Origin of the sequence: Actinoplanes sp. CA-030573 (assembly GCF_050951115.1) — a bacterium.
GTDB lineage: Bacteria > Actinomycetota > Actinomycetes > Mycobacteriales > Micromonosporaceae > Actinoplanes.
This window is the reverse complement of the sequence record NZ_CP192038.1, coordinates 6,425,372-6,447,166: the sequence shown is the minus strand read 5'-3', so window position 1 is coordinate 6,447,166 and position 21,795 is coordinate 6,425,372. Positions and strand designations below refer to the sequence as shown.

Sequence of the window (21,795 nt, the reverse complement as noted above, 5' to 3'; positions counted from 1 at the left end):
CAATTGAGGAATGCGGCCGGATCATGCAGCGGAACTGAGCGGGCAACCCGACGGCGCGGTCCGGGCTGCGCTCGAAACGTGGCGCTCGGGGCTCGTCGACCTCACGGACGCCAACCGCCTGCTGAACTTCGGCCGGACCCCGTCGGCCGCCGTCGAGATCACCGGCCCGTCGCCGAAGTCGCTGCTCAAGGTCCTGCAGGAGGGCGGCGCCTTCGGCTTCCCCGGCGAGGACGCCGACGGCCAGCTCCCGGTGCTGCGCACCGACCTCGACGAGGAGCACCTGGGCGCGCTGCTGCACCGCTTCTACCGCCGGTCCCGGCAGGAGATGATCGACCGGGGCGTGTGCTCGCTCTACCTCGCCGTCGGGATGCTGCATTGGACCGACGACCGCAACACCCCGTACCAGAGCCCGATCCTGCTGATCCCGGTGGAGATCGACCCGGCCGGCCCGGTGCTGCGGGCGCGCGGCGACGACCCGATCGTCAACCCCGCCCTGGCGCTGCGGATGAGCCCGCTGGGCATCGAGCTGCCCGAGGTCAGCGCGCTGGCCGACCTCGACGTCACCGTGCTCTGGGCGCACATCGACGTCGCGATCGGCGAGCGGGCCGGCTGGTACGCGGACGAGACGGTGGTGCTCAGCGGCTTCGGCGTGCACCGCGAGTCGATCCACGCCGACCTGGTCGAGAGCGAGCCGCACATCGCCGAGCACCCGATCGTGCGGGCGCTCGCCACCCGGGACGCGGCCCGGGCCTTCGCCTTCGAGCCGCCGGACGCGAGCCTGATCGACGAGACCGCCCCGGCCGAGGAGGTGCCGCTGCTGCTGGACGCCGACGCGAGCCAGCGGGCCGCGGTCGCCGCCGCCGTCGCCGGCCGCAGCTTCGTGCTCGACGGCGCGCCCGGCAGCGGCAAGTCGCAGACGATCGCGAACATGGTCGGCTGCCTGCTGCGCGCGGGCAAGCGGGTGCTGGTCGTCTCCGAGAAGGCGGCCGCCCTCGACACCGTGCAGCGGCGGCTGGCCGGGGCCGGGCTCGGGAACTACCTGCTGCCGCTGCACAGCGACCTGACCGGCCGGCGCGAGGTGGCGGTCGCGCTGACCGAGGCGCTGGACACCGATCCGGCGCCGCTGGCGACCATGGATCCGATCGATCGGCGGGCGGTGCGGGAGCGGCGCGAGCGGCTGAGCGCGTACGCGGAATCGATGAACTGCATCCGGCAGCCGCTCGGCCGGAGCCTCCACGACGTGATCGGCATCTGCTCGATGCTGCAGCACGTGCCCGCGGCGCCGGTGCCCGCCGAGATCCCGGCCGAGCTCACCGCGGAGGCGCTCGACCAGATCCGCGACGCCGTCGGCCGGCTGGGCCGCCTGCGCAGCGACACCTACCTGTGGCGGGACGCGATCGAGCGGGAGCCGATGGAGGGCCGGCTGCGGCTCGCCCTGACCGCGCTCGGCACGCTGGCCGAGGCCGTGGTCGGCAACTCCGCCCTGGCCGACGCGTTCGACCTGCACGAGCCGGCCGGCGCGGCGACCCTGGCGGCGCTGGCCGCGCACGCCGGGCACCGGCCGGGCGTGATCGTCGAGGAGTGGCTGACCATCGAGAGCCTCCAGCCCGTACAGGAGGCCGCCACCGAGCTGACCCGGCACCTGGCCGCGCTGCGCTACGGCGGCATCCCGTGGGCCGACCTGCCCTCGGCCGCCGAGCTGACCAGCGTCCCCGACCTCGCCCACCTGACGCCGCCCGGCATCGACCTGCGCCCGCTCAACGCCGCCCAGGCCGAGCACCTGGCCAACAAGTTCGCCGAGGAGGCCGACCGGCTGGAGACCCGGCAGGAGGCCCTCGACCGGGTCACCGCCCGGCTCGGCCTGCCGCACGTGGTGAGCTTCCCCGACTCCCGCCGGGTGATCACGATCGCCGAGCTCATCGCCCGCGACACCAAGCCCGAGGCGGCCTGGTTCGCCGAGGGCGGCATGGCGGCCGCGCACGCCGCCGTGCGGGCGCTGCGCCGCGCGGTCGAGGCCGTCAACGCCGCCGAGGAGCAGGCCCGCCGGCACTTCGACGAGGGTGTGCTCAACGAGCCGATCGAGGAGATGGCCGAGCGGCTCACCGCCCGCCGCGGCCCGCGCAAGCTGCTGCGCACCACCCGCAAGGCCAAGAGGGCCGCGATCGAGGCGGCGCTGCCCGAGGTCAAACCCGAGGACGCGGTCGCGAACGTGGAGGACGCGGCGGCCTGGAAGGCGGCGCTGGACGACCTGGAGGCGCTCGCCGACGAGCACGCCGACATCCTCGGCCGGCACTGGGACGGGCTGGACACCGACTTCGCGGCCATCCAGGAGGCGCTGCACACCGCGGACGAGGTGATCCTGCAGACGCCGCCCGAAGCGCTGGCGGCGGTGGTCGTGCACGTCACCGCGCCCCGGCCGAACAACGCGCTGCTGCGGATCGTCGGGGAGGCCCGCGAGGAGTTCGACCGGTTCCGCACCACGCTGCGCGAGGCCCCGGCCCGGGCGCCCCGGCCCGAGCTGGGCGAGGGTGCGATCCAGGACGCGGTCAGCTGGCTGCGGGCGCACGTCGGTCCGCTGCGGGGCGCGGCCGAGATGCTCCGGGCGTACGGCGGGCCGACCGGTCGCGGGGAGCTGACGCTGGCCGAGGCGGTCGAGATCGCCCAGCAGCGGCAGGCCGCCGTCGACGCCGAGGCCGCCATCTGGGCCAGCGCCGGTCCGCACGCGGCCGTGCTCGGCTCGATCTACCGCGGCACCAAGACCGACGACGAGCTGATGAACCAGATCGTGGTCTGGACCGCCGAGGCCCGCCGGCTGCACACCGGCCACGACGCGCCGCTCACGCCCGAGCAGGCGCACGCGCTGGCCGAGAGCCGGCCCAGCGAGGGGCTGGCCGGGGCGGTGGCGGGCTGGGAGCACGCCCGCGAGTCGGTGCTCGCGGCCTTCGGCCCGGACCGCCGGATCGAGCTGACCACCCATCTCGGCGACTACGACCAGGCCCGCGACCTGCTCGTCGAGCTGCTGCACAACGCCGACGGCCAGCAGGAATGGTTCGGGCACCTGGACGCCCGCGAGGTGATCCTGCAGTACGGGCTGGGCGAGGCGCTCGATTTCTGCGCCGAGAAGGAGCTGCCGCCCGAGCAGATCTGGCCCGTGCTCGAGCGCGCGATCTACCGCGGCTGGGCCGATCAGATCCTGCGCACCGACAACGGCCTCCAGCCGCTCGACGCCGACGAGCGGGTGCACCTGGTCGAGGTGTTCAAGCTGCTGGACAACGAGCTCAACGCGGCGGCGCTGGCCGACATCGTGTACGCGGTCGAGGCCCGCCGCCCCTCCGCCGCGACCACCGGGGAGCCGGCCCTCATCCGGCGCGAGGGCAGCAAACGGACCGGGCATCTCGCCGTACGGGATCTGATCGCCCAGGCCCGCCACGCCGTGCAGGCGCTCAAGCCCTGTTTCCTGATGTCACCGCTCGCGGTGAGCCGGCTGCTCCCGCCGGAGATCGAGTTCGACGTGGTGATCATCGATGAGGCGTCCCAGGTGACCACGGCCGACGCGATCAACTGCGTCTACCGCGGCGACGCGCTGATCGTCTCCGGCGACGAACGGCAGCTGCCGCCGACCACCTTCTACGACAAGGTGGAGGACGACGTCATCGACTTCCCGTCCATCCTCGACCTCGCCCGCGAGACGTTCCCGACGATCGAGCTGAGCTGGCATCACCGCAGCCGGCACGAGGCGCTCTTCGCGTTCCCGAACCTGGCGTACTACGGCGGGCGGCTGGTCAGCCTGCCCCGCGCGTACGCCCGCGAGCCCGACTTCGGGGTGCAGCTCTACCCGGTCGACGGCATCTACCACCGGCTCACCACCTCGGACAACCCGATCGAGGCCGAGGCGGTGGCGGCCCGGGTGCTGCACCATCTCACCCACCGCCCGGGCCGGACGCTCGGCGTCGTCACGCTCTCGGTCGCCCAGGCGGACGCGATCGACGACGCCGTCCAGAACATGATCGCCGAACATCCGGAGCTCTCGCTCGACGACTCCGACCGGCTCGACGGCTTCTTCGTCAAGAGCCTGGAGGCGGTGCAGGGCGACGTGCGGGACGTGATCATCCTGTCCGTCGGCTACGGCTACGACGAGCACGACAAGATCAGCACGAACTTCGGGGTGCTCAACCGGGCCAAGGGCTGGCGGCGTCTCAACGTGGCGATCACGCGGGCCCGGCAGCGCCTCGAGGTGGTCTCCTCGATCCACGCCTCCGACGTGCAGGACATGGGCAACGAGAGCATCCGGCACCTCAAGGCCTTCCTCGAGTACGCCGAGCGCGACGCCGCCACCCTCGGGCGCGAGGTGTCCGACCGGGAGGGCATGACCGCCTTCGAGGAGTCGGTGCTGGCCACGATCAAGGGCTGGGGCTTCGCCGTACGCCGGCAGATCGGCGCCGCCGGGCACTACCTCGACATCGGCGTGCTGCACCCCGACCACCCCGACGAGGTGTACGCCCTGGGCATCGAGTTCGACGGGCCCGGATACCGCCGGATCGCCTCGGCCCGCGACCGGGACCGGCTGCGCGAGCAGGCGCTGCGCGACCTCGGCTGGCACCTGCACCGGGTGTGGTCCACGTCCTGGTACACCGACCAGCCGGCCGAGGCGGCCCGGCTGCTGACCGCGATCCAGCGCGCCCTGGCCGACCCGGCGCCCGGCTTCGACCGCATCCCGCAGCGGGGCCGGCACACGCGGCCGTCCACGCCACACCCGGCCGGGCCGTGGCCGCCGACCGAGCCCTATCGGCCGGTCGGCCGGGAGCTCATGCCCCCGGCCGGCGTCGAGATCCAGCCCGAGCTCTAGCTCCGGACCTCCGCCTCCGCTTCGGCCGCCTCGGCGCGGGCCCGCTCGAACGGGTCACCGTACTCGTGGATGGCCCGCCGGGCGAAGGCCTGCTGCACGGTCGCGACCCGCTCGGAGCGGCCGCGGCCGAGGAAGCTGACCGCCCAGTGCAGCACGGCGGTCACCCGGTTCTTGAAGCCGACCAGATAGAGCAGGTGCACCGCCACCCAGATCACCCAGGCCGGGAAGCCGTCCAGGCGCAGCTTGCCGATGCTGGCCACGGCCGAGAACCGGGAGATGGTCGCCAGACTGCCCTTGTCGAAGTACTTGAACGGCTTGCCCGCGGGCTTGCCGGCCAGCCGCCGCTTGATGGTGTCCGCCGCGTACCGGCCGCCCTGGATCGCCACCTGGGCGACGCCCGGCAGTTGCTGGCCATGCTCGTCGTTGAGGTTCATCATGTCGCCGAGCACGAAGATCTCGGGGTGGCCGGGCACGGTCAGGTCGGGCTCGACGAACACGCGGCCGGCGCGGTCGGTCTTGGCCCCGGCCGCCTCGGCCAGCTTGCGGGCCAGCGGGGGAGCGGCGACGCCGGCCGCCCACACCTTGGTCATCGACGGGATGCGCTCGTGGCCGCGTTCGCTCTCGACCTCGATGCCGGTCGCGTCGACGCCGACCACCTTGGTGTTGAGCTCGACCTCGACGCCGAGCAGGTGCAGCTGGCGCAGCGCCCGGGTCGACAGGTGGTCGCCGAACGTGTTGAGCACCGCCGGCAGCGCGTCGACCAGGATGATCCGGGCCTTGCGCGGGTCGATGTGCTTGTACTGGCCCGGGAGCGTACGGTGGGCGAGCTCGGCGATCTGGCCGGCCATCTCGGTGCCGGTCGGGCCGGCCCCGACGACCACGAAGGTCAGCCAGCGCTCGATGTCCTCGGGGTCGGTCTGCAGGTCGGCGATCTCGAACGCGCCGAAGATGCGGGCGCGCAGCTCGAGGGCGTCGTCGATGTTCTTCATGCCGGGGGCGTGGTCGGCGAACCCGTCGTTGCCGAAGTAGGACTGGGCGGCGCCGGCCGCGACGATCAGCGAGTCGTACGGGACCTCGTAGTCGATGCCGGGACCGTTGACCGACACGATCCTCTTCTCCACGTCGACGTGGCTGGCCCAGCCGAGGCGTACGTCCACGTTCTTCTGCCTTCTCAGCACCTCGCGGATCGGGGGCGCGATCTCGCCCTCGGAGAGGATGCCCGTCGCCACCTGGTAGAGCAGGGGCTGGAAGAGGTGGTACGCCGTGCCGTTGATGAGCGTGATGTCCACCGGCGCGTTCTTGAGTGCCTTGATCGCGAAGAGACCGCCGAAACCGGCCCCGATGACCACCACACGATGCCGCTGCATCATCACTCCTGTCGATCGGTGTTCCGGTTAGTACAGCGCCCTGATCTGGGTGATTATGCCGTGAGTATCGACACCGTGACCGGCCCGGAGTCATACATCACTCCGGGCCGGCCGGGCGTTTAGGGCCTCCAGACGAGGTTCGGGTTCACGTGCCCGGTCCAGTCGAAGGTGGCCATGTTGTCCCAGCCGTCGCCGGTGCCGTTGATGTCGGCGGGGTCCCAGCCGTTGCCCTTGATCGCATACCAGGTCGGCTCCCAGTAGAAGACCCCGGTCGCGCCGGCGTTGCGGGCCGTGTTCTGCACCCAGGTGAACTGCTGGGCCTGTCCCGGCCAGGTCGCCGGGATGTTGTCGCAGAGGACGGTGCCCGGTATGGAGTTGGACTGGCTGTCGGCGTTGGCCGTGGTGAACTGGTACGCGGTCTCGGCGATCACGACCGGCTTGCCGTAGCGGGCCCTCACGTCGGCGATGACGTTGTAGAGGTTCGCCAGCGTGCCGTGCCACATGCAGTAGTAGGACAGCGCCGTGACGTCCCAGCTCACGCCCTGTGCCTTGATCCCGTCGTAGAACCAGCGGGCGTTCGCGTCACTGTCCGCGTCGGCCGTGTGGATCCACACCTGGGTCGCGCCGTTGCACGCCTTGGTGGCGTTGTAGCCCTGCTTGAGCAGGCTCGCCAGCGGCGCGAAGTTGTTGCCGGTCACCTTCCCGGCGGGCCACAGCATGCCGACGTTGATCTCGTTGCCGATCTGCACGCTGTCGGGCGTGGTGCCTTGCGCCTTCAGGGCGGTGCAGACGTCGTACGTGTAGCGGTAGACATCGGTCTGCAGTTGGCTGAGCGAATGTGATGCCCACGCCGCAGGCGGATATTGCTTGCCCGGGTCGGCCCACGTGTCGGAGTAGTGGAAGTCGATCAGGAGCTTGAGGCCCTTGGCTTTGATCGCCCGGGCCTGCTGGAGGACCTTGGCCTTGTTGTTGTAGCCGCTGGCCGGGTTGTTCCAGATGCGCAGCCGCACGTAGTTGGCGCCGGCCGATTTGAGGATGTCGTAGGGGTCGGCGGCGGTGCCCGATTTGTTGTAGTACTTGGCGCCGAGGTCGAGGCTGCGCTGCAGGGTGGAGACGTCGGCGCCGAGCATGGTCAGGGTGGTGGCGGCGTGGGCGGGGGGCGAGATCGCCAGGGGGATCGTCAGGAGGATCGCGGCGGTCAGGGTGGCTTTCAGGGACGGTTTCATGGCGCTCCTTTGCGGACGAAAGGGCGACCGGCGATGGGGGATCGCCGGGGTGGTTCCGTGGCGGGATCCGGGGTTCGGTGGTGGTGGTGTGCGTCGCCCGGCATTTCCGGATTTGTCGGTCGTGGTCGGGCCAGTGGGGTGTGCGGTCGGCGCGCTGGCTGGGACGGGTCGGTTGTTGGGCTCGGGCTGGTTTTCGATGGGAAGCGGCGGCCGTGGGACGGGTGGCGGTCGGCGGCAGCCGGGCGGCGGTCTGGCGGCGGTCTGGCGGCGGTCGGCTGTGGATCACCCCGGGCGGTCGGCTGTGGATGATGCCGGCGAAATTGTCGGACCCGTGTGCTTGTCTGGCCCCCACCCACAAGGGCGGGGGTTGGGAAGACGCCGACAGAGCAGGGCGGGCTGGCGGGCGAGGCGGGAGGGCGTCGGCGGGGCGCGGCGGCAGGGTGCCAGCGGGGGGAGGCCGGGCGGGCGTCGGGTGGGCGAGGCGGAGAGGGCGTCGGCAGCGCGGGCAGTGCGGGGGGTGGGCGGTGTGGAGTGCAGGGGCCGGCGGTGCCGGCGGTGCCGGCGGTAGCGGCGGCGCGGGTGCGGGCGGTGCGGAGTGTGGACGGTGTCGAGTGCGGGCGGTGTCGAGTGCGGGCGGTGTGGACTGCGGGTGCACGCGACACCGGCCGGCCGGGAGAAGCGGCGCGGCGGTGCGGTGCGTGAGCGGCGTGGAGTGCAGGGGCCAGCCGTGCCGGCGGTGTGAAGCGTGGGTCGTGCGAAGTGCGGGTGGTGCGGAGTGTGGGTCGTGCGGAGTGCGGGCGGTGAGCAGAGCTGGCGCTGGCTGCTGAGGGTGCGGGGAGGGAATGCGCGTATAGGTGAGCAGAGCAAAGGGCCGCCCACGGGCATGGCTGCTGGGACATGACTCGCTCGCTGGGCAGATCTTGGAGAGTTTCGTGCTTAGGGCTTGCACGGAACCTTCAAGATTCGGCGTCGGCGCTGAGAATGCTGGCGGGAGCTGCGTAAATATCGGATAAGTCGGACGGGGATGGCTCGCGATGTGGACGGACAGACCACCCGGCGGGAACGGCGCCGCCATTTGGGACGGAGAGCCAATTCGCGGGAGCTGCGGCCACAATGCGGGACCGGCAAGACGGGCGGGACCGGCAAGACGCGCGGGACCGGCAAGACGGGCGGGACCGGCGGGGCTGGCGGGGCTGGCGGGACGGGCGGGCATCGGACGAAAGCCTCCGGAGCGCTCGGGTGACGACCCGGCCGGGCAAACGAGAGCCGCGGGCGGGAAGCGGGAACCGATGGCCGGGGAGGGCCGGAGAACGGGCTTCAGGCGGGGGAGCTGCCCGAAAGCGGAGCGGGCGACGTCTCGCGCAGGACGAGTGTCGTGGGCACGGTGATCGACAGCGGGGTGCGGCCGGCGATCACGTCGGTGAGGAGGCGGACCATCTCCTCGCTGATGCGGTCCAGCGGATGCCGGACGGTGGAGAGCGGGGGATCCAGCGTGGCGGCCAGGCCGGAGTCGTCGAAGCCGACCACCCGCACGTCGCCGGGGACCCGGCGGCCCGCGTCGCGCAGGACCGGCAGGGCGGCGGCGGCCATCGCGTCCGAGGCGGCGAAGACGGCGTCCAGGTCGGGGGCCTGCTCGAGCAGCGTGCGCATGGCGGCGGCGCCCGACGCGCGGCCCCAGTCGCCGTGGACGATGCGGGACGGCTCGATCGGGAGGCCGTGCGCGAGCAGGGCGTCCTGGTAACCCTGCAAGCGGTCGACGCCGCCGGCCGTGTCCTGCGGGCCGGTGATGGTGGCGATCCGGCGGCAGCCGGCGGCGATCAGGTGCTCGACCGCCGAGCGGCCGCCGGAGCGGTCGTCGGCCATCACCGAGCTGATCTGCTGTTCGTAGCCGAGCACCCGGCCGCAGGCGACGATCGGCACCTCGGCCTGGACCAGGTGCGACAGCAGGGGGTCGCCGGAGTGCGGGGAGACCAGCAGCACGCCGTCGACGTGGCCGCCGGAGAGGTACGCGATCGTGCGGTTCCGCTCGTCGGGGGTCGAGGCGATCATCAGGATCAGCGTCAGCGAGCGGTCGGACAGGGCCTGGGCCACGCCGCGCAGCAGGACCGAGAAGTTGGGGTCCTCGAAGAGCAGGTGCTGGGGCTCGGTGAGCAGGAACGCGATCGATCCGGACTTGCCGGTGGCCAGCGAGCGGGCGTGCGGGTTCGCCGTGTAGCCGGTCCGGGCGATGGCCTCCCGCACGGCGCGCACGGCCTCGGGGCTGACCCACTCCCGGCCGTTCAGGACGCGGGAGACGGTCGCGTAAGAGACCCCGGCCTCGCGCGCCACGTCGCGGATGGTGGGCCGCTTGCGCCCCGTACCGGGCGGTGTCGGCACGCTAGGGATCATAGTGCTCATCAGGCCTTCACCGCGCCCGCGCCGAGGTCGACCCGCCAGTAGCGCTGCAGCGCGAGGAACAGCACGACCAGCGGCACGATCGACAGCAGCGCCCCGGTGACCACGGTGATGTACATGGCCGGCTGCGAGGCGCCCTGGTTGAGCAGCCCGTTGAGGCCGACCGTGAGCGGGTAGAGCCGGTCGTCGCCGAGCATGATGTAGGGCAGCATGAAGTTGTTCCAGATCGCCACGAACTGGAAGAGGAAGACGGTCACCAAGCCCGAGCGCATCATCGGCAGCGCCACGGTGCCGAAGGTGCGCCAGTCGCCGGCGCCGTCGATGTGCGCGGCCTCGAGGACCTCGGTCGGAACGGCGGCGGCCGCGAAGATCCGGCAGAGATAGATCCCGTACGGGGTGATCATGCTCGGCAGAAGCACGGACCAGTAGGTGTTGGTCATCCCGGCCTTGGCCAGCAGCAGGTATTGCGGGATCGCCAGGATCACGCCGGGCACCAGCACACCGGCCAGGATCAGGTTGAAGACGAAGCGCTTGCCCGGGAACGCGTACTTGGCCAGGGCGAAGCCGGCCATCGCCGAGATCAGCGTGGAGCCGGCCGCGCCCACCCCGGCGTAGAGGGCGGTGTTCGCCATCCAGCGCCAGTAGAGGCCGCCGCGGTACCCGCTGAGGTCGCCGATGTTGTCGAAGAGGTGGGTGCTGGGCTCGAGCGTGAACGTGGCGAACAGCTCGCCCGAGCTCTTGGTCGCCGCGATCAGCACCCAGAGCACCGGGAACAGGCAGTAGACGGCCCCGAGCAGCAGCAGGACCGTGGCGCTCGGGCTGATCCGGCGGTTGCCGCGGCGCTCGTGGGGCGCGGCCGGGACGGCGGCGGTGGCGGCCGGCGTCGCGGGGACGGCGGTGGTCACGGTCATGGATCAGTCCTCCTGGTTGAAGGCCCGGTTCCCGACGAGCTTGAGGAACCCGAAGGACAGGACGAAGGTGGCGAGCGCGATGATCACCGAGGTCGCGGCGGCGAGATAGACGTCGTTACGGGTGAAGGCGTCCCGGTAGACCTTCATCAGCGGCGTCCAGGTCGTGGAGATCGTGTTGCTCAGCGGCCGCAGCGTCATCGGCTCGGCGAAGACCTGGAGCGTCGCGATCAGCGAGAAGACGAACGTCATGATCAGCGACGGCAGCACGATCGGAATCTTGATGCGCCAGGCGATCTGCACGTCGGAGGCGCCGTCGAGGCGGGCGGCCTCGAACAGGTCGGTGGGGATCGCCCGGAGCGCGGTGTAGATGACGATCATGTTGAAGCCGGTCCCGCCCCAGACCGCGATGTTCGCCACCGCGTACAGGACCCAGGAATCGGACAGTAGATCGGGCGGGGTGACGCCGACCGCCTGGAGCGCGTCGGTGATCGGGCTTACCCGCGGGAGGTACAGGAATCCCCAGAGCAGCGAGGCGACCACCGCGGGCACGGCGTAGGGCAGGAAGATCGAGGTGCGGGCGAAGGCGCCGACCCGGGTGCGGCCGGCGTCCAGCAGGAGAGCCATCAGAAGAGCAAGGCCCAACATCACGGGGACGACGATCATCCCGTACGCGCCGACGCGCCCCACACTCGGCCAGAAATCCGGGTCGGTGAGCGAACGCGTGTAGTTGGACAGCCCGGCCCAGATCTCGGTGCGGGCGCCCCGGCCGAGGCCGAGCCCGCTCACCTTCACCCGGCGCAGGCTCAGGTAGGCCGCGTAGCCGATCGGCGCGGCCAGGAACGCGGCGAACATGACCAGGGCCGGGGCCAGGAACGTGTACGGCACCGCGGCCCTGCGGGGTTTGCGGGCGGGAGTGGGAACGGCCGTCACGGCGTCACCTTCCGACGATGCTCGGGGCGCGGTGCGGCGGCCGCCGCACCGCGCCGGGGAAACCTCAGCCGGCGACCTTGAAGCCGGTGTTCTTCATGTCGTCGAGCGTGGTCTGCTGCATGGTGGTCAGCGCGGTGGTGAAGTCCGCGGCCTTCTTCGATTGGGCCGCCTTGCCGAAGGCGTCGTTGTACGAGCTGTACGCGACGTTGACGTTCGGGCCGTACGTGAACGGGTTGGTGATCTTCGCCGACTCGGCCGCGATGCTGTAGAAGTCGGACTGGTCGGCGAGGAACGCCGGTGGCGAGGTCAGGGCGGCCGACGCGTCGACGCTGGCCGGGTAGACGTTGGCCGTGGTCGCGAGCGCCTTGACGCCGGCCGGGTCGGTGTTCAGCCAGGCGATGAACTGGGCCGCCTGGGCCGGGTGCTTGCTCTGGGTGGTGACGCTGGTGGCCGAGCCGCCCCAGTTGCCGTTCTTCGGGCCGGCCGCGTCCCACTGCGGCATCAGGGCCGCCTTCCACTTGCCCTTGGTGCTCTTGGCGCTGCCCTCGAGCACGCCCGGGCCCCACACCGAGCTCAGCCAGCCGACCTGGGTGCCGTCGTTGAGCGCGGCGTTCCACTCCGGGGTGTACATCGGCTTGTTGTCGATGACGCCCTCCTGGACCAGGCCGCCCCAGTAGCTCGCCACCTTCCGGGTGTTCGCGTCGTTGATCGCCACCGACCAGGTGTCCCCGTTCACGCCCCACCAGGAGGCGCCGGCCTGCTGGGACAGCCCGGAGAACCAGCCCGGGTCGTTGGCCGAGAACGTGCCGAGGAACTGCTTCTTGTTCGCCGAGTGAATCTTGCGAGCGGCCGCCGCGTACTCGTCCCAGGTCTTCGGCGCCTGCAGGCCGAGCTTCTGGAAGACGTCGGTGCGGTAGTAGAACATCATCGGCCCGCTGTCCTGCGGCACGCCGTAGAGCGCGTCGGAGCCGAGGGTCACCGCGTTCCAGGCCGAGTCGGGGAACTTGGCCTTGAGGCTGCCGGCCTCCTTGGTGATGTCGGCCAGCGCGTCGGCCGAGACCAGCGTCGGGATCTTCTGGTACTCGGCCTGCATGACGTCGGGCGCGCCGCTGCCGGCCTTGATCGCGGTGAGCAGCTTGGTGACGGCCGGGTCGCCGCCGTCCTGCTTGTTGACGGTCACGTGGATGTCGGGGTGCGCGCTGTTCCAGCCCTCGACGACCTTGTCCATGTTCGGCGCCCAGGTCCAGTAGGTCAGCTCGACCTTCTCCCCGGGCTTGGGCGTGCTGCCGCCGCTGCCGCTGTCGTCGCTTCCGCCCGAGCAGGCGCTGGTCATCAGGAGAGCCGCGGCCATCACTCCGGCGAGCGGCAGAAAGGTCTTCCTCATCGATCCTCCTCGATCGGCGGCCCTCGGTCGGGGGAGACGTGCGTCACCGAACAGGACCTGTGACCGGTTACAGTGCTGCCCGCTCCCGCAATTGTCAAGCCCTTGCGTCGCGGCGGTTAACGGCCGGTATCGTGCGGGGCCAAGCGGCTGTGACCGGTTACAGTCGTTGTCCCATCTGCGGAGGAGACACCCGTGCTTGACGTCGCGCACCATCCCTGGTCCGAGCCGCCGCGCCGGCCGCGGATGAGCAATGCCGAGGACGTACGGCCGGGGGTCGCCCTCACCAGCCGCCACCTGATCCGCGACGGGGTCCCGGTGATCCCGGTGTCGGGCGAGATCCACTACAGCCGGCTGCCCCGGGCCCGCTGGCGGCGGCGCCTGCGGCAGATGCGCGCCGGTGGCGTGACGGTCGCCGCCAGCTACGTCTTCTGGCTGCACCACGTCGAGCACCGCGGTGCGCCCCGCTTCGACGGCAACCTCGACGTGGCCGCATTCGTCGACCTGGCCGTCGCCGAGGGCCTCGACGTGATCCTGCGGATCGGCCCGTGGTGCCACGGCGAGTCGCGCAACGGCGGCTTCCCCGACTGGGTGCAGGAGGCGCCGGTCCGGCACCGCACCGACGACCCGGGCTACCTCTCGCTCGTGCGCGAGTGGTTCGGCCAGCTCGCGGGCGCGCTCGGCGGGCGGTGCGGCCCGGCCGGCCCGGTGCTCGGCATCCAGCTCGAGAACGAGCTCTACGACCAGCCCGGGCACCTGGTCACGCTGAAGCGGCTGGCCCGGGAGGCCGGCATGTCGGCGCCGCTGTGGACGGCCACCGCGTGGGGCGGCGCGGACCTGCCCGGCGAGGAGGTGCTGCCGCTCTACGGCGGGTACGGCGACGGGTTCTGGGTCGACGCCGACGCGCCGTGGGACCCGACGTTCCGCGACCACTACTTCTTCTCGCACGTCTGGGACGACCCCGGGATCGGGGCGGACGTGCGGCGGATGCAGCCGCGGGGGATGCGGCCCTCCGCCCGTACGCCCTCGGATCTGTTCCCCCCGGCCACCTGCGAGCTGGGCGGCGGGATGGCCACCGCGTACCACCGCCGTCCCCGCCCGGCGCCCCGCGACGTCGCCGCGATCGCCCATTGCAAGATCGGGAACGGCTCGGCCTGGCAGGGCTACTACATGTACGCCGGTGGCACCAACCCGGCCGGCGACCACGGCATGCAGGAGTCGCACGCCACCGGCTACCCGAACGACATGCCGAGACTGGGCTACGACTTCCACGCGCCGGTCGGGGAGGCCGGTCTGCTCGCCGGCAGTCACGCCGAGCTGCGGCGGCAGCACGCGTTCCTGGCCGCGTTCGGCGCCCGGCTGGCGGAGATGCCCTCGAGCCTGCCGCCGGTGCGGCCGGCGGGCGTCGACGATGCCGAGACCTTGCGGTACGCGCTGCGCAGCGACGGATCGAGCGGCTTCCTGTTCATCGCCTGGCATCAGCCGCACGTGCCGCTGGCGACCTATCGGGGCGCTCAGTTCCGGGTGGAGCTGGGCGCCACGGTGCAGACGCTGCCGGCGTCGCCGGTGGACATCCCGCCGGGGACGCTCGCGCGCTGGCCGCTGGGGCTGACGCTCGGCGGGGTGCGGCTGGACTGGGCCACGGCGTCCGCGCTGACCGTGCTGCCGGGCGGGGGCGGGTCGTCGTCCGCGGCGGCCGTGCCCACGCTGGTGCTGGTCGCGGAGGACGGCATCGGGGTCAGCTACGCGGTGGGCGGCGCGACGGCCACGGTGGAACCGGGTCTCTCGCCGGTCCGGGTCCGGCACGGGGAGGGCGCGCTGGATCTGCTGGTCCTGCCCGCCGCCCGCGCCGCCGACGTGTGGGTGTGCGAGGACGGCCCGGCGCGGCGGGTGCTGCTCTCGAGCGCGGAGCTGACCTGGGGCCCGGAGGGGCGGATCGAGTCGTCGGGACCGGACGTGCTCGTCTACGACGGCGCCGCCCAGGGTTTCGTCGCTCTCCCGCTCGAGGGCGGCGACGCCGGCGGCACGCGTCCCCACCCGGTCTGGGTGGGGGCCACTGAAGCACCCGGGTCCGACATTTCCCCGCCGTCATCCACAGGCGAACCGATTCGCGCCGAGCTTGTTCGCCCAGCCGGTGCGGCCGTGCCCGTTGCCTACGGGAAGTTCGACGGGCGGCAGTCGGCGCCGGCCGACGAGACGTTCGACGAACTCGCCGCGGTCTACCGGCTGGTCCTTCCGGCGCCGGGCGCCGACGATCTCCTGCGCATCCGGTGGGCCGGCGACATCGGCCGGCTGCGGGTCGACGGGCGCACCGTGACCGACCGCTTCTGGGACGGCTCCGACTGGGTGGTCAGCCTCCGCGACGCGGGCGTCGGCGCGCGCTCGCACGTCACACTTCACCTGCTGCCGCTGGCCACCGGCTCGACGGTCGCCCTTCCGCGCGACGCGCGCGATCGCCTGGCGGCGGCCGACGGGCAACTTCTGGCGATCGACTCGCTCACCCTCGAGCGTCGGCCGGTCTTCCGGGAGCCCCATCCCGTACGCCGATCAGCGCGCCGGATGGCCGACGGCCGCGAGATCATCTACTTCGACGACACGCCGCCCTTCGCCGCCCGGGAAGCCGTCGACGCCCGGCCGCTGCCGGTCGCGTCCGCCGATCCGGAGATGCGCCGCGACCCGCTGACCGGGGAGTGGGTGGCGATCGCGGCGCTGCGCAACGACCGGACGTTCCGGCCCGCGCCGGATCGGGATCCGCTCGCGCCGACGGTCCCGGGCGGCTTTCCCACCGAGATCGCCGAAGCCGCGTACGACGTCGTGGTCTTCGAGAACCGCTTCCCGTCGTTCTCGTCCCGGGCGGCCGGCGAGCCCGGCGTCGTCGACGGCGATCCGCTGTGGCCGGTGCGGGCGGCCTCCGGGCGTACCGAGGTCGTGTGCTTCTCGTCCGCGGCGCACGGGTCGTTCGGAAGCCTGACCCCGCACCGCGCCCGGACCGTCATCGAGGCCTGGGCCGACCGGACCGCCGAGCTCGGCGCGCGCCCGGAGATCGAGTACGTGTTCCCGTTCGAGAACCGCGGCCGCGAGATCGGCGTGACGCTGCCGCACCCGCACGGGCAGATCTACGCGTTCCCGTTCGTGCCGCCCAAGGCCGCCCGCATGATCGCGATGGCGGCGGACCACCGCGGCGGCAACCTGTTCCGCGACATCCTCGACGCCGAGCGGCGGGCCGGGACCCGGGTGGTGGCGACCTCGGAGCACTGGACCGCCTACGTCCCGGCGGCGTCGCGCTGGCCGATCGAGATCCATGTGGCGCCGCATCGGGACGTCCCCGACCTGCCGGCGCTGACCCCGCCCGAGCGGGACGACCTGGCGCTGATCTATCTCGACGTCCTCGGGCGGCTGGACCGGTTCCATCCCGGCGCCGGCCCGTTGCCGTACATCGCGGGTGTCTTCCAGGCCCCGGCCCGCGCCGCGCGTGACGTGTTCCGCCTGCACCTGCAGGTGTTCTCGATCCTGCGCGCGCCGGGCAAGCTGAAGTACCTGGCGGGCGTGGAGTCGGCGATGGGCGCCTGGATCAACGACACGCGCCCGGAGCGAGTCGCCGAACGCCTGCGAGAGCTGGGCTAGAGCGGTCAACCCGTCCAGCCGAGCCAGTGCTCGCCGGCGGTCAGGGCGGCGAACCAGATCAGCCATGCCAGGATCGGGACGGCCAGGACCCACAGCGGGCGGTGGGCGCGCAGCAGGGCGACGGCGAGCGCCAGCAGGGCGAGCCAGACGAGCAGCAGCAGGGCCACCGCCCAGCCGGGCGCGAGCAGGCCGGACGAGACGTAGAAGACGAGGGTGACCAGGTGGGCGGCCAGGCCCAGCCAGCCGAGCGCCCACTGCCACCAGGGGCGAGCGGCCGCCTCGGCGCCGGCGGGTGGCGGCGACATGGCGGCACTGTAGCAGGACGGTCTGGTTTCCGACTCACATGCATTGACGTGCGTCTAAGGACGTGCCAACTCTGCGACGGGGCAACGCATCGACGCCGATCGGAGTAGCGTCCACACGCGACAGATCGATCACGGTGTGTGAAATCGGGGGAGGATCATGCATCGGCGAATGTGGCTGGCTGCTGCCCTGACCACTCTGCTCACTCTCAATCTGGCGGTCGGCGCCGCCTACGCGGCGCCGCTCGTGGACCGGCCCGTCGCGGAGCTGTACGGGTCGCACGCGATCTACGGGATCGCGGGAAGCGGGGTCAACTCGGCGACCGGGAACTACTCGGTGTCGGCGAGCGACCTCGACTTTCCGGCGGCCCTGCTGCACTGGGGACGCACCTACAACTCACGCGACGACGCCGACGGGCCGTTCGGCAAGGGCTGGACGGCCGACCTCAGCGCGCATCTCACCGTCGGCCCGGAGCGGGTGGTCTTCCATGGCGACGACGGGCGCGCGCTGACCTTCACCGCGACCGGCAGCGGCTTCGCCCGGCCGCAGGACCTCGACGCCGACCTGACCGGCAACGCCGACGGCACCTACACGCTGCGCAACCTGTCCGGCGAGGTGTGGACGTTCGGCGCGGACGGCCGCGGCGTCTCCCGGGCGGGGAACGGCACCCGGGTGACCTTCGGCTACGACGACCAGGGCCGGCTGATCTCGGCGGCCCACTCGGCGGGCGCGAGCCTGGCCGTGAGCTGGACCGGCGACCGCATCACCCGGGTCGCCGCCGACGACGGGCGGGCCATCGCGTACGCGTACGACGGCAACGGCTTCTTGACCAGCGTGACCGGACCGACCGGCGTGATCGCCAAGTATGCGCCGGACGGCGACCGGATCGGCACCGTGACCGACGCCGAGGACCGCGTCGTGGTGGTCAACAGGTACGACGGCGACGGCCGCGTGACCCACCAGGAGTACGGCACCGGTGGCGAGGCCGCCTTCGTCTACGACGACGACGCCGGAACGCTCAAGGTGACCGGCACCGACGACGTGACCGCGACCTACCACCACGACCGGTCGGGGCGGCTGACCTCCGTCGACGACCCGGCCGGCGGCACCGTCACGCAGACCTTCGACGGCAGCGGGCGGATCACCGGCGTGCACAGCGCGGGCGGCACCGACATCGCGATCGCCTACGACGCGCGCGGCAACGTGGTCAGCCGCAGCATCGGCGACTCGGTCACCAGGTACGAGTACGACGGCCAGGACCGGGTCGTCACGGTGACCGACCCGGCCGGGGCGGTCAGCCACTACGCCTACACCGGCGACGACCGCACCCCGTCGCGGGTCACCGACCCGACGGGCGCGACCAGCACCAACACCGTGGTCGACGGCCTGGTGACCGAGACCGTCGACCCGGCCGGGGCGAAGACCACCTTCGCGTACGACGCGGGCCGTCGCCTCACCGCCCTGACCGACGCGGCCGGCGGCGTCACCCGCTACGCCTACGACGCGGTCGGCCGGCCCACCGAGGTCACCACCGCGCGCGGCTCGACCACGAAGTACGGCTACGACGCCTCGGGCCGGGTCACCTCGGTCACCGACCCGCTCGGCGCGGTGACGAAGTACCGCTACTCGGCGTCCGGGCGGCTGCTCGACGCGACCGACCCGGCCGGCGGCGTCACCAAGAACAGCTACGACGGCAACGGGCGGATCACGGCCGTCACCGACGCCCTCGACCGCACGACCACCTACACCTACAACGCGACCGGCCGGGTGGCGACCCGGACGAACCCGGTGGGGGGCGTGGAGAAGTACAGCTACGACCCGTTCGGCCGGGTCAGCGAGGTGACCAGCCCCAACGGCAACACCATCGCCTACTCGTACGACGCCGACGGTCAGCAGACGCAGCGCACGGCTCCGGCCGGGACGCGCAAGACGACGTACGACAGCCGTGGCCTGGTCACCTCGGTGACCGACGCGATGGGCCGGACCACCCGCTACGAGTACGACGCCAAGGGCCGGCTGACCGCGACCACCGACCCGCTCGGCAACGTGTCCCGGCAGTCCTACGACGCCGCCGGCCGCGTCGCCACCCGCACCGACCCGACCGGCGCGGTCACCAAGTACGCGTACGACAAGGTGGGCCGGCTGCTCACCACGACCACGCCGCTCGGGCACGTGGTCACCAACGGCTGGGACGCCCTGGGCCGGCTGGTCTCGGTCACCGACGCGATGGGCGGGGTGACCCGGTACACGTACGACGCCGACGGGCACCGCCTCACGCAGACCACCCCGGCCGGGCTGGTCACCAGGTACGAGTACGACACCGCCGGGCGGCTCGTGAAGTCGACCAGCCCGCGCGGCGGCGTCACCGGCTACGAGTACGACGCCAAGGGCAACCAGATCAAGACGACCGATCCGACCGGCGCGGTCAAGAAGTCCGAGTACGACGCGGCGGGGCAGCTCACCCGCAGCGTCAACGAGAACGGGCAGGCGACCGGGTACGCGTACGACGCAAGCGGGAATCTGCTCCAGATCACCGAGCCGAGCGGCTCCGCGACGAAGTACACGTACGACAAGGCCGGCCGGCAGCTCTCCTCGACCGATCCGCTCGGGCGCGTCACGAAGCAGACCTACGACGCGTCGGGCAACCTGACCGCCGTCACCGACCCGTCCGGCAAGACGCTGCGGATGGAGTACGACGCGGTCGGCGAGCTGCTCAAGCGGACCGGGGACGACGGCAGGACGCAGAGCTTCGCGTACGACGCCGACGGTCGCCGGACGAGCATGACCGACGCCTCGGGGACGACGACGTACGCGTACGACAAGGCGAGCCGGGTGACCGGCTTCACCCAGCCGAACAAGAACGCGTACGCGGTCACCTACGACGCCGACGGCCGGCGGACCAGCCTCAAGTACCCGGACAAGCTGACCGTCACCTACGGCTACGACGACAACGACCGCCTGACCAAGGTCGACGACCCGCGGGCCGGCCGGACCAAGTACACGGTCAACCCGGACGGCCAGGTGCTCGCGGCCGACCTGCCCGACGGCATCCTGCGCAGCTACGGCTACGACGGCGGCCTGCTGGTCCGGTACAAGCAGTGGGGCGGCCTGGCCAAGCCGCAGGACACGGCGCTCGAGCGGGACGGCGACGGGCGGGTGGTCAAGCAGACCGACTTCGGCGTCAGCACCAGGTTCGGGTACGACGCGGCCGGTCAGCTGACCAAGGTGGACGACCCGGGACTGGGCGTCACGTCGATCGCCTACGACGCGAACGGCAACCGCACCAAGGTCACCGGCATCGGGCCGGACACGACCTACACCTACGACGCCGCGGACCAGCTCGTGTCCAGCGACCACGGGCTCAAGCACACCGATTACACGTACGACACGTCCGGCCGTCTCACCCGCCGCGCCAGTCCCGGCGAGTCGGAGTCGATCGAGTACGACTCGTTCGGCGAGCCGGTCACCCGCAAGACCACGCACCTGCTGCTCACCTCGGTCGAGAAGTCGGTCTACAACGCCGACGGCCTGCTCGTCAGCATCGGCCCCGACAAGGGACCGAAGCGGACGTTCGAGTGGAGCGCCGGCGAGCGGACGCCGCAGATCCTGCGGGCCGACGACAAGACCGATTTCGTGTACGGGTCGGGGCGCATCTCCGCCGACACTCCCGTCGGCTCGGCCGCGTTCTCCCAGGACGCGTACGGATCGACGCTGTGGACCCTGCCGACCTCGCCGTGGGCGCTGGCCGGGCGGTACGACGCCTTCGGGAACCCGGACATCGCCGGGCTGCCGACCGCCGACGGGCCCCGCTTCGGCTACCGGGGCGAGCTGTCGGCCGGCGCGGACGAGATCTACCTGCGGGCGCGCTGGTACTCGCCTTCGTCCGGAACGTTCGATTCCCGGGACCCGTTGTCGGTGCTCGTGGGGTCCACGCGGCCGGCCAGCCCGTACCCGTACGCCAACAACGATCCGCTCGACATGGTCGACCCGCTCGGCCAGTTCGCGCTCTTCGACATCCTGTCCTCGATCGTCGCGCTGCTCGGTGAGCCGAACGACTGGCTGGACTGCTGGGAGAACCCGGACCCGGGCAACGACCTGACCCGCCACCAGAAGTGCTTCCAGGGCAAGGGCCCGCTCTGGACCCGCGGCTGGAACATGTCCTCGGACTGCCTCTCCGGCGTGGAGGACTGCCTCAGCGACATGTGGAACGACGGCGGCGAGGAGAAGGCGGCGCACGCGCTGGCCATCAACGAGCTGGCCCGCCAGTACGAGGACTGGTGGGACCGCTTCAAGGACGACCAGCTCGGCATGGGGACGTTCATCAGCAAGGACATCGACTGGGAGGTCGGCGACCAGCCCGGCGTGCCCGGCATCGACCCCGAGATCGGCTACCGCGGCTTCCGGATCGACATCGTCACCAAGGAACGCAACATCTACGAGGTCAAACGGTACGAGGGGGAGAGCACCACGGCCGACGTGAACGCCCAGCTGCAGCGTTACCAGGACACGGCGATGCTCTGGTACGGCATCCAGTTCGACCGGGGCACCGAGCTGCAGCACTGGGCGACCACGTTCCCGGTCTGGAAGCACTGGTACTCGTTCATCCCCGACGAGGTATACGTTTGGGGGCTGGGCGAGCCGGCCGGTCACGTCTACTTCACCGACGACGGCGACCGGGTTCCGGCCGGCGCGCGGGCGAAGGCCGAGACCAATGAGGACAACGGGAACAGCGAGGCCCAGCACGGGGTCCTGAGCTGCGGGTGGTGTGTACCGATCCCGATCATCCCGGAAGTGCCGGTCGTGCCGGTGTAGC

10 protein-coding genes are annotated in these 21,795 nt (G+C 71.8%); 3 read left to right on the top strand and 7 right to left on the bottom strand.

All coding sequences use genetic code 11. From position 1 onward, the window contains the following. Positions 1–10 precede the first annotated feature (10 nt). Positions 11–4,846, top strand: coding sequence for a DUF4011 domain-containing protein (locus tag ACQP2F_RS29745; protein WP_433293092.1), 4,836 nt, complete (start codon positions 11–13; stop codon positions 4,844–4,846). Here ACQP2F_RS29745 and ACQP2F_RS29740 read toward each other — a convergent pair. The 6 genes from ACQP2F_RS29740 to ACQP2F_RS29715 form a co-directional block, all read right to left on the bottom strand. Continuing rightward, the gene (locus ACQP2F_RS29740) at positions 4,843–6,213 is read right to left on the bottom strand and encodes an NAD(P)/FAD-dependent oxidoreductase (RefSeq protein ID WP_433293090.1); all 1,371 of its coding nucleotides are present in this window, start codon (positions 6,211–6,213) and stop codon (positions 4,843–4,845) included. The two genes, ACQP2F_RS29745 and ACQP2F_RS29740, sit on opposite strands and share 4 nt — an antisense overlap. 119 nt (positions 6,214–6,332) lie before the next feature. Then, positions 6,333–7,439 (bottom strand): glycoside hydrolase family 53 protein, encoded by a 1,107-nt coding sequence (locus ACQP2F_RS29735; protein WP_433293088.1) that lies wholly within the window; start codon positions 7,437–7,439, stop codon positions 6,333–6,335. Positions 7,440–8,756: 1,317 nt separating this feature from the next. Beyond that, a complete protein-coding gene (locus ACQP2F_RS29730; RefSeq protein WP_433293086.1) occupies positions 8,757–9,815 on the bottom strand; it encodes a LacI family DNA-binding transcriptional regulator in 1,059 nt (352 codons plus the stop codon). A 20-nt stretch (positions 9,816–9,835) separates the two neighbouring features. Beyond that, positions 9,836–10,744 (bottom strand): carbohydrate ABC transporter permease, encoded by a 909-nt coding sequence (locus tag ACQP2F_RS29725; protein ID WP_433293084.1) that lies wholly within the window; start codon positions 10,742–10,744, stop codon positions 9,836–9,838. Between the two features lie 3 nt (positions 10,745–10,747). Continuing rightward, positions 10,748–11,674, bottom strand: coding sequence for a carbohydrate ABC transporter permease (locus ACQP2F_RS29720; RefSeq protein ID WP_433293082.1), 927 nt, complete (start codon positions 11,672–11,674; stop codon positions 10,748–10,750). Positions 11,675–11,738: 64 nt separating this feature from the next. Further along, on the bottom strand, positions 11,739–13,058 hold the full coding sequence (locus tag ACQP2F_RS29715; protein ID WP_433293080.1) for an ABC transporter substrate-binding protein: 1,320 nt from the start codon (positions 13,056–13,058) through the stop codon (positions 11,739–11,741). A 192-nt stretch (positions 13,059–13,250) separates the two neighbouring features. Here ACQP2F_RS29715 and galT point away from each other — a divergent pair, with 192 nt between their 5' ends. After that, the gene (galT, locus tag ACQP2F_RS29710; RefSeq protein WP_433293078.1) at positions 13,251–16,679 is read left to right on the top strand and encodes a galactose-1-phosphate uridylyltransferase; all 3,429 of its coding nucleotides are present in this window, start codon (positions 13,251–13,253) and stop codon (positions 16,677–16,679) included. 5 nt (positions 16,680–16,684) lie between these two features. Here the strand turns inward: galT and ACQP2F_RS29705 are convergent, their stop codons facing one another. Beyond that, complete coding sequence (locus ACQP2F_RS29705; protein WP_433293076.1) at positions 16,685–16,984, bottom strand: hypothetical protein; 300 nt, start codon at positions 16,982–16,984, stop codon at positions 16,685–16,687. A 157-nt stretch (positions 16,985–17,141) separates the two neighbouring features. Here ACQP2F_RS29705 and ACQP2F_RS29700 point away from each other — a divergent pair, with 157 nt between their 5' ends. Continuing rightward, the gene (locus ACQP2F_RS29700; protein ID WP_433293074.1) at positions 17,142–21,794 is read left to right on the top strand and encodes a DUF6531 domain-containing protein; all 4,653 of its coding nucleotides are present in this window, start codon (positions 17,142–17,144) and stop codon (positions 21,792–21,794) included. The last annotated feature ends 1 nt before the right edge of the window (position 21,795 follow it).

Coding starts and splice junctions, on each gene's coding strand:
- ACQP2F_RS29745 (WP_433293092.1), top strand. CDS start 11: ATGCGGCCGGATCATGCAGCGGAACTGAGCGGGCAACCCGACGGCGCG.
- ACQP2F_RS29740 (WP_433293090.1), bottom strand. CDS start 6,213: ATGCAGCGGCATCGTGTGGTGGTCATCGGGGCCGGTTTCGGCGGTCTC.
- ACQP2F_RS29735 (WP_433293088.1), bottom strand. CDS start 7,439: ATGAAACCGTCCCTGAAAGCCACCCTGACCGCCGCGATCCTCCTGACG.
- ACQP2F_RS29725 (WP_433293084.1), bottom strand. CDS start 10,744: ATGACCGTGACCACCGCCGTCCCCGCGACGCCGGCCGCCACCGCCGCC.
- ACQP2F_RS29715 (WP_433293080.1), bottom strand. CDS start 13,058: ATGAGGAAGACCTTTCTGCCGCTCGCCGGAGTGATGGCCGCGGCTCTC.
- ACQP2F_RS29705 (WP_433293076.1), bottom strand. CDS start 16,984: ATGTCGCCGCCACCCGCCGGCGCCGAGGCGGCCGCTCGCCCCTGGTGG.
- ACQP2F_RS29700 (WP_433293074.1), top strand. CDS start 17,142: ATGCATCGGCGAATGTGGCTGGCTGCTGCCCTGACCACTCTGCTCACT.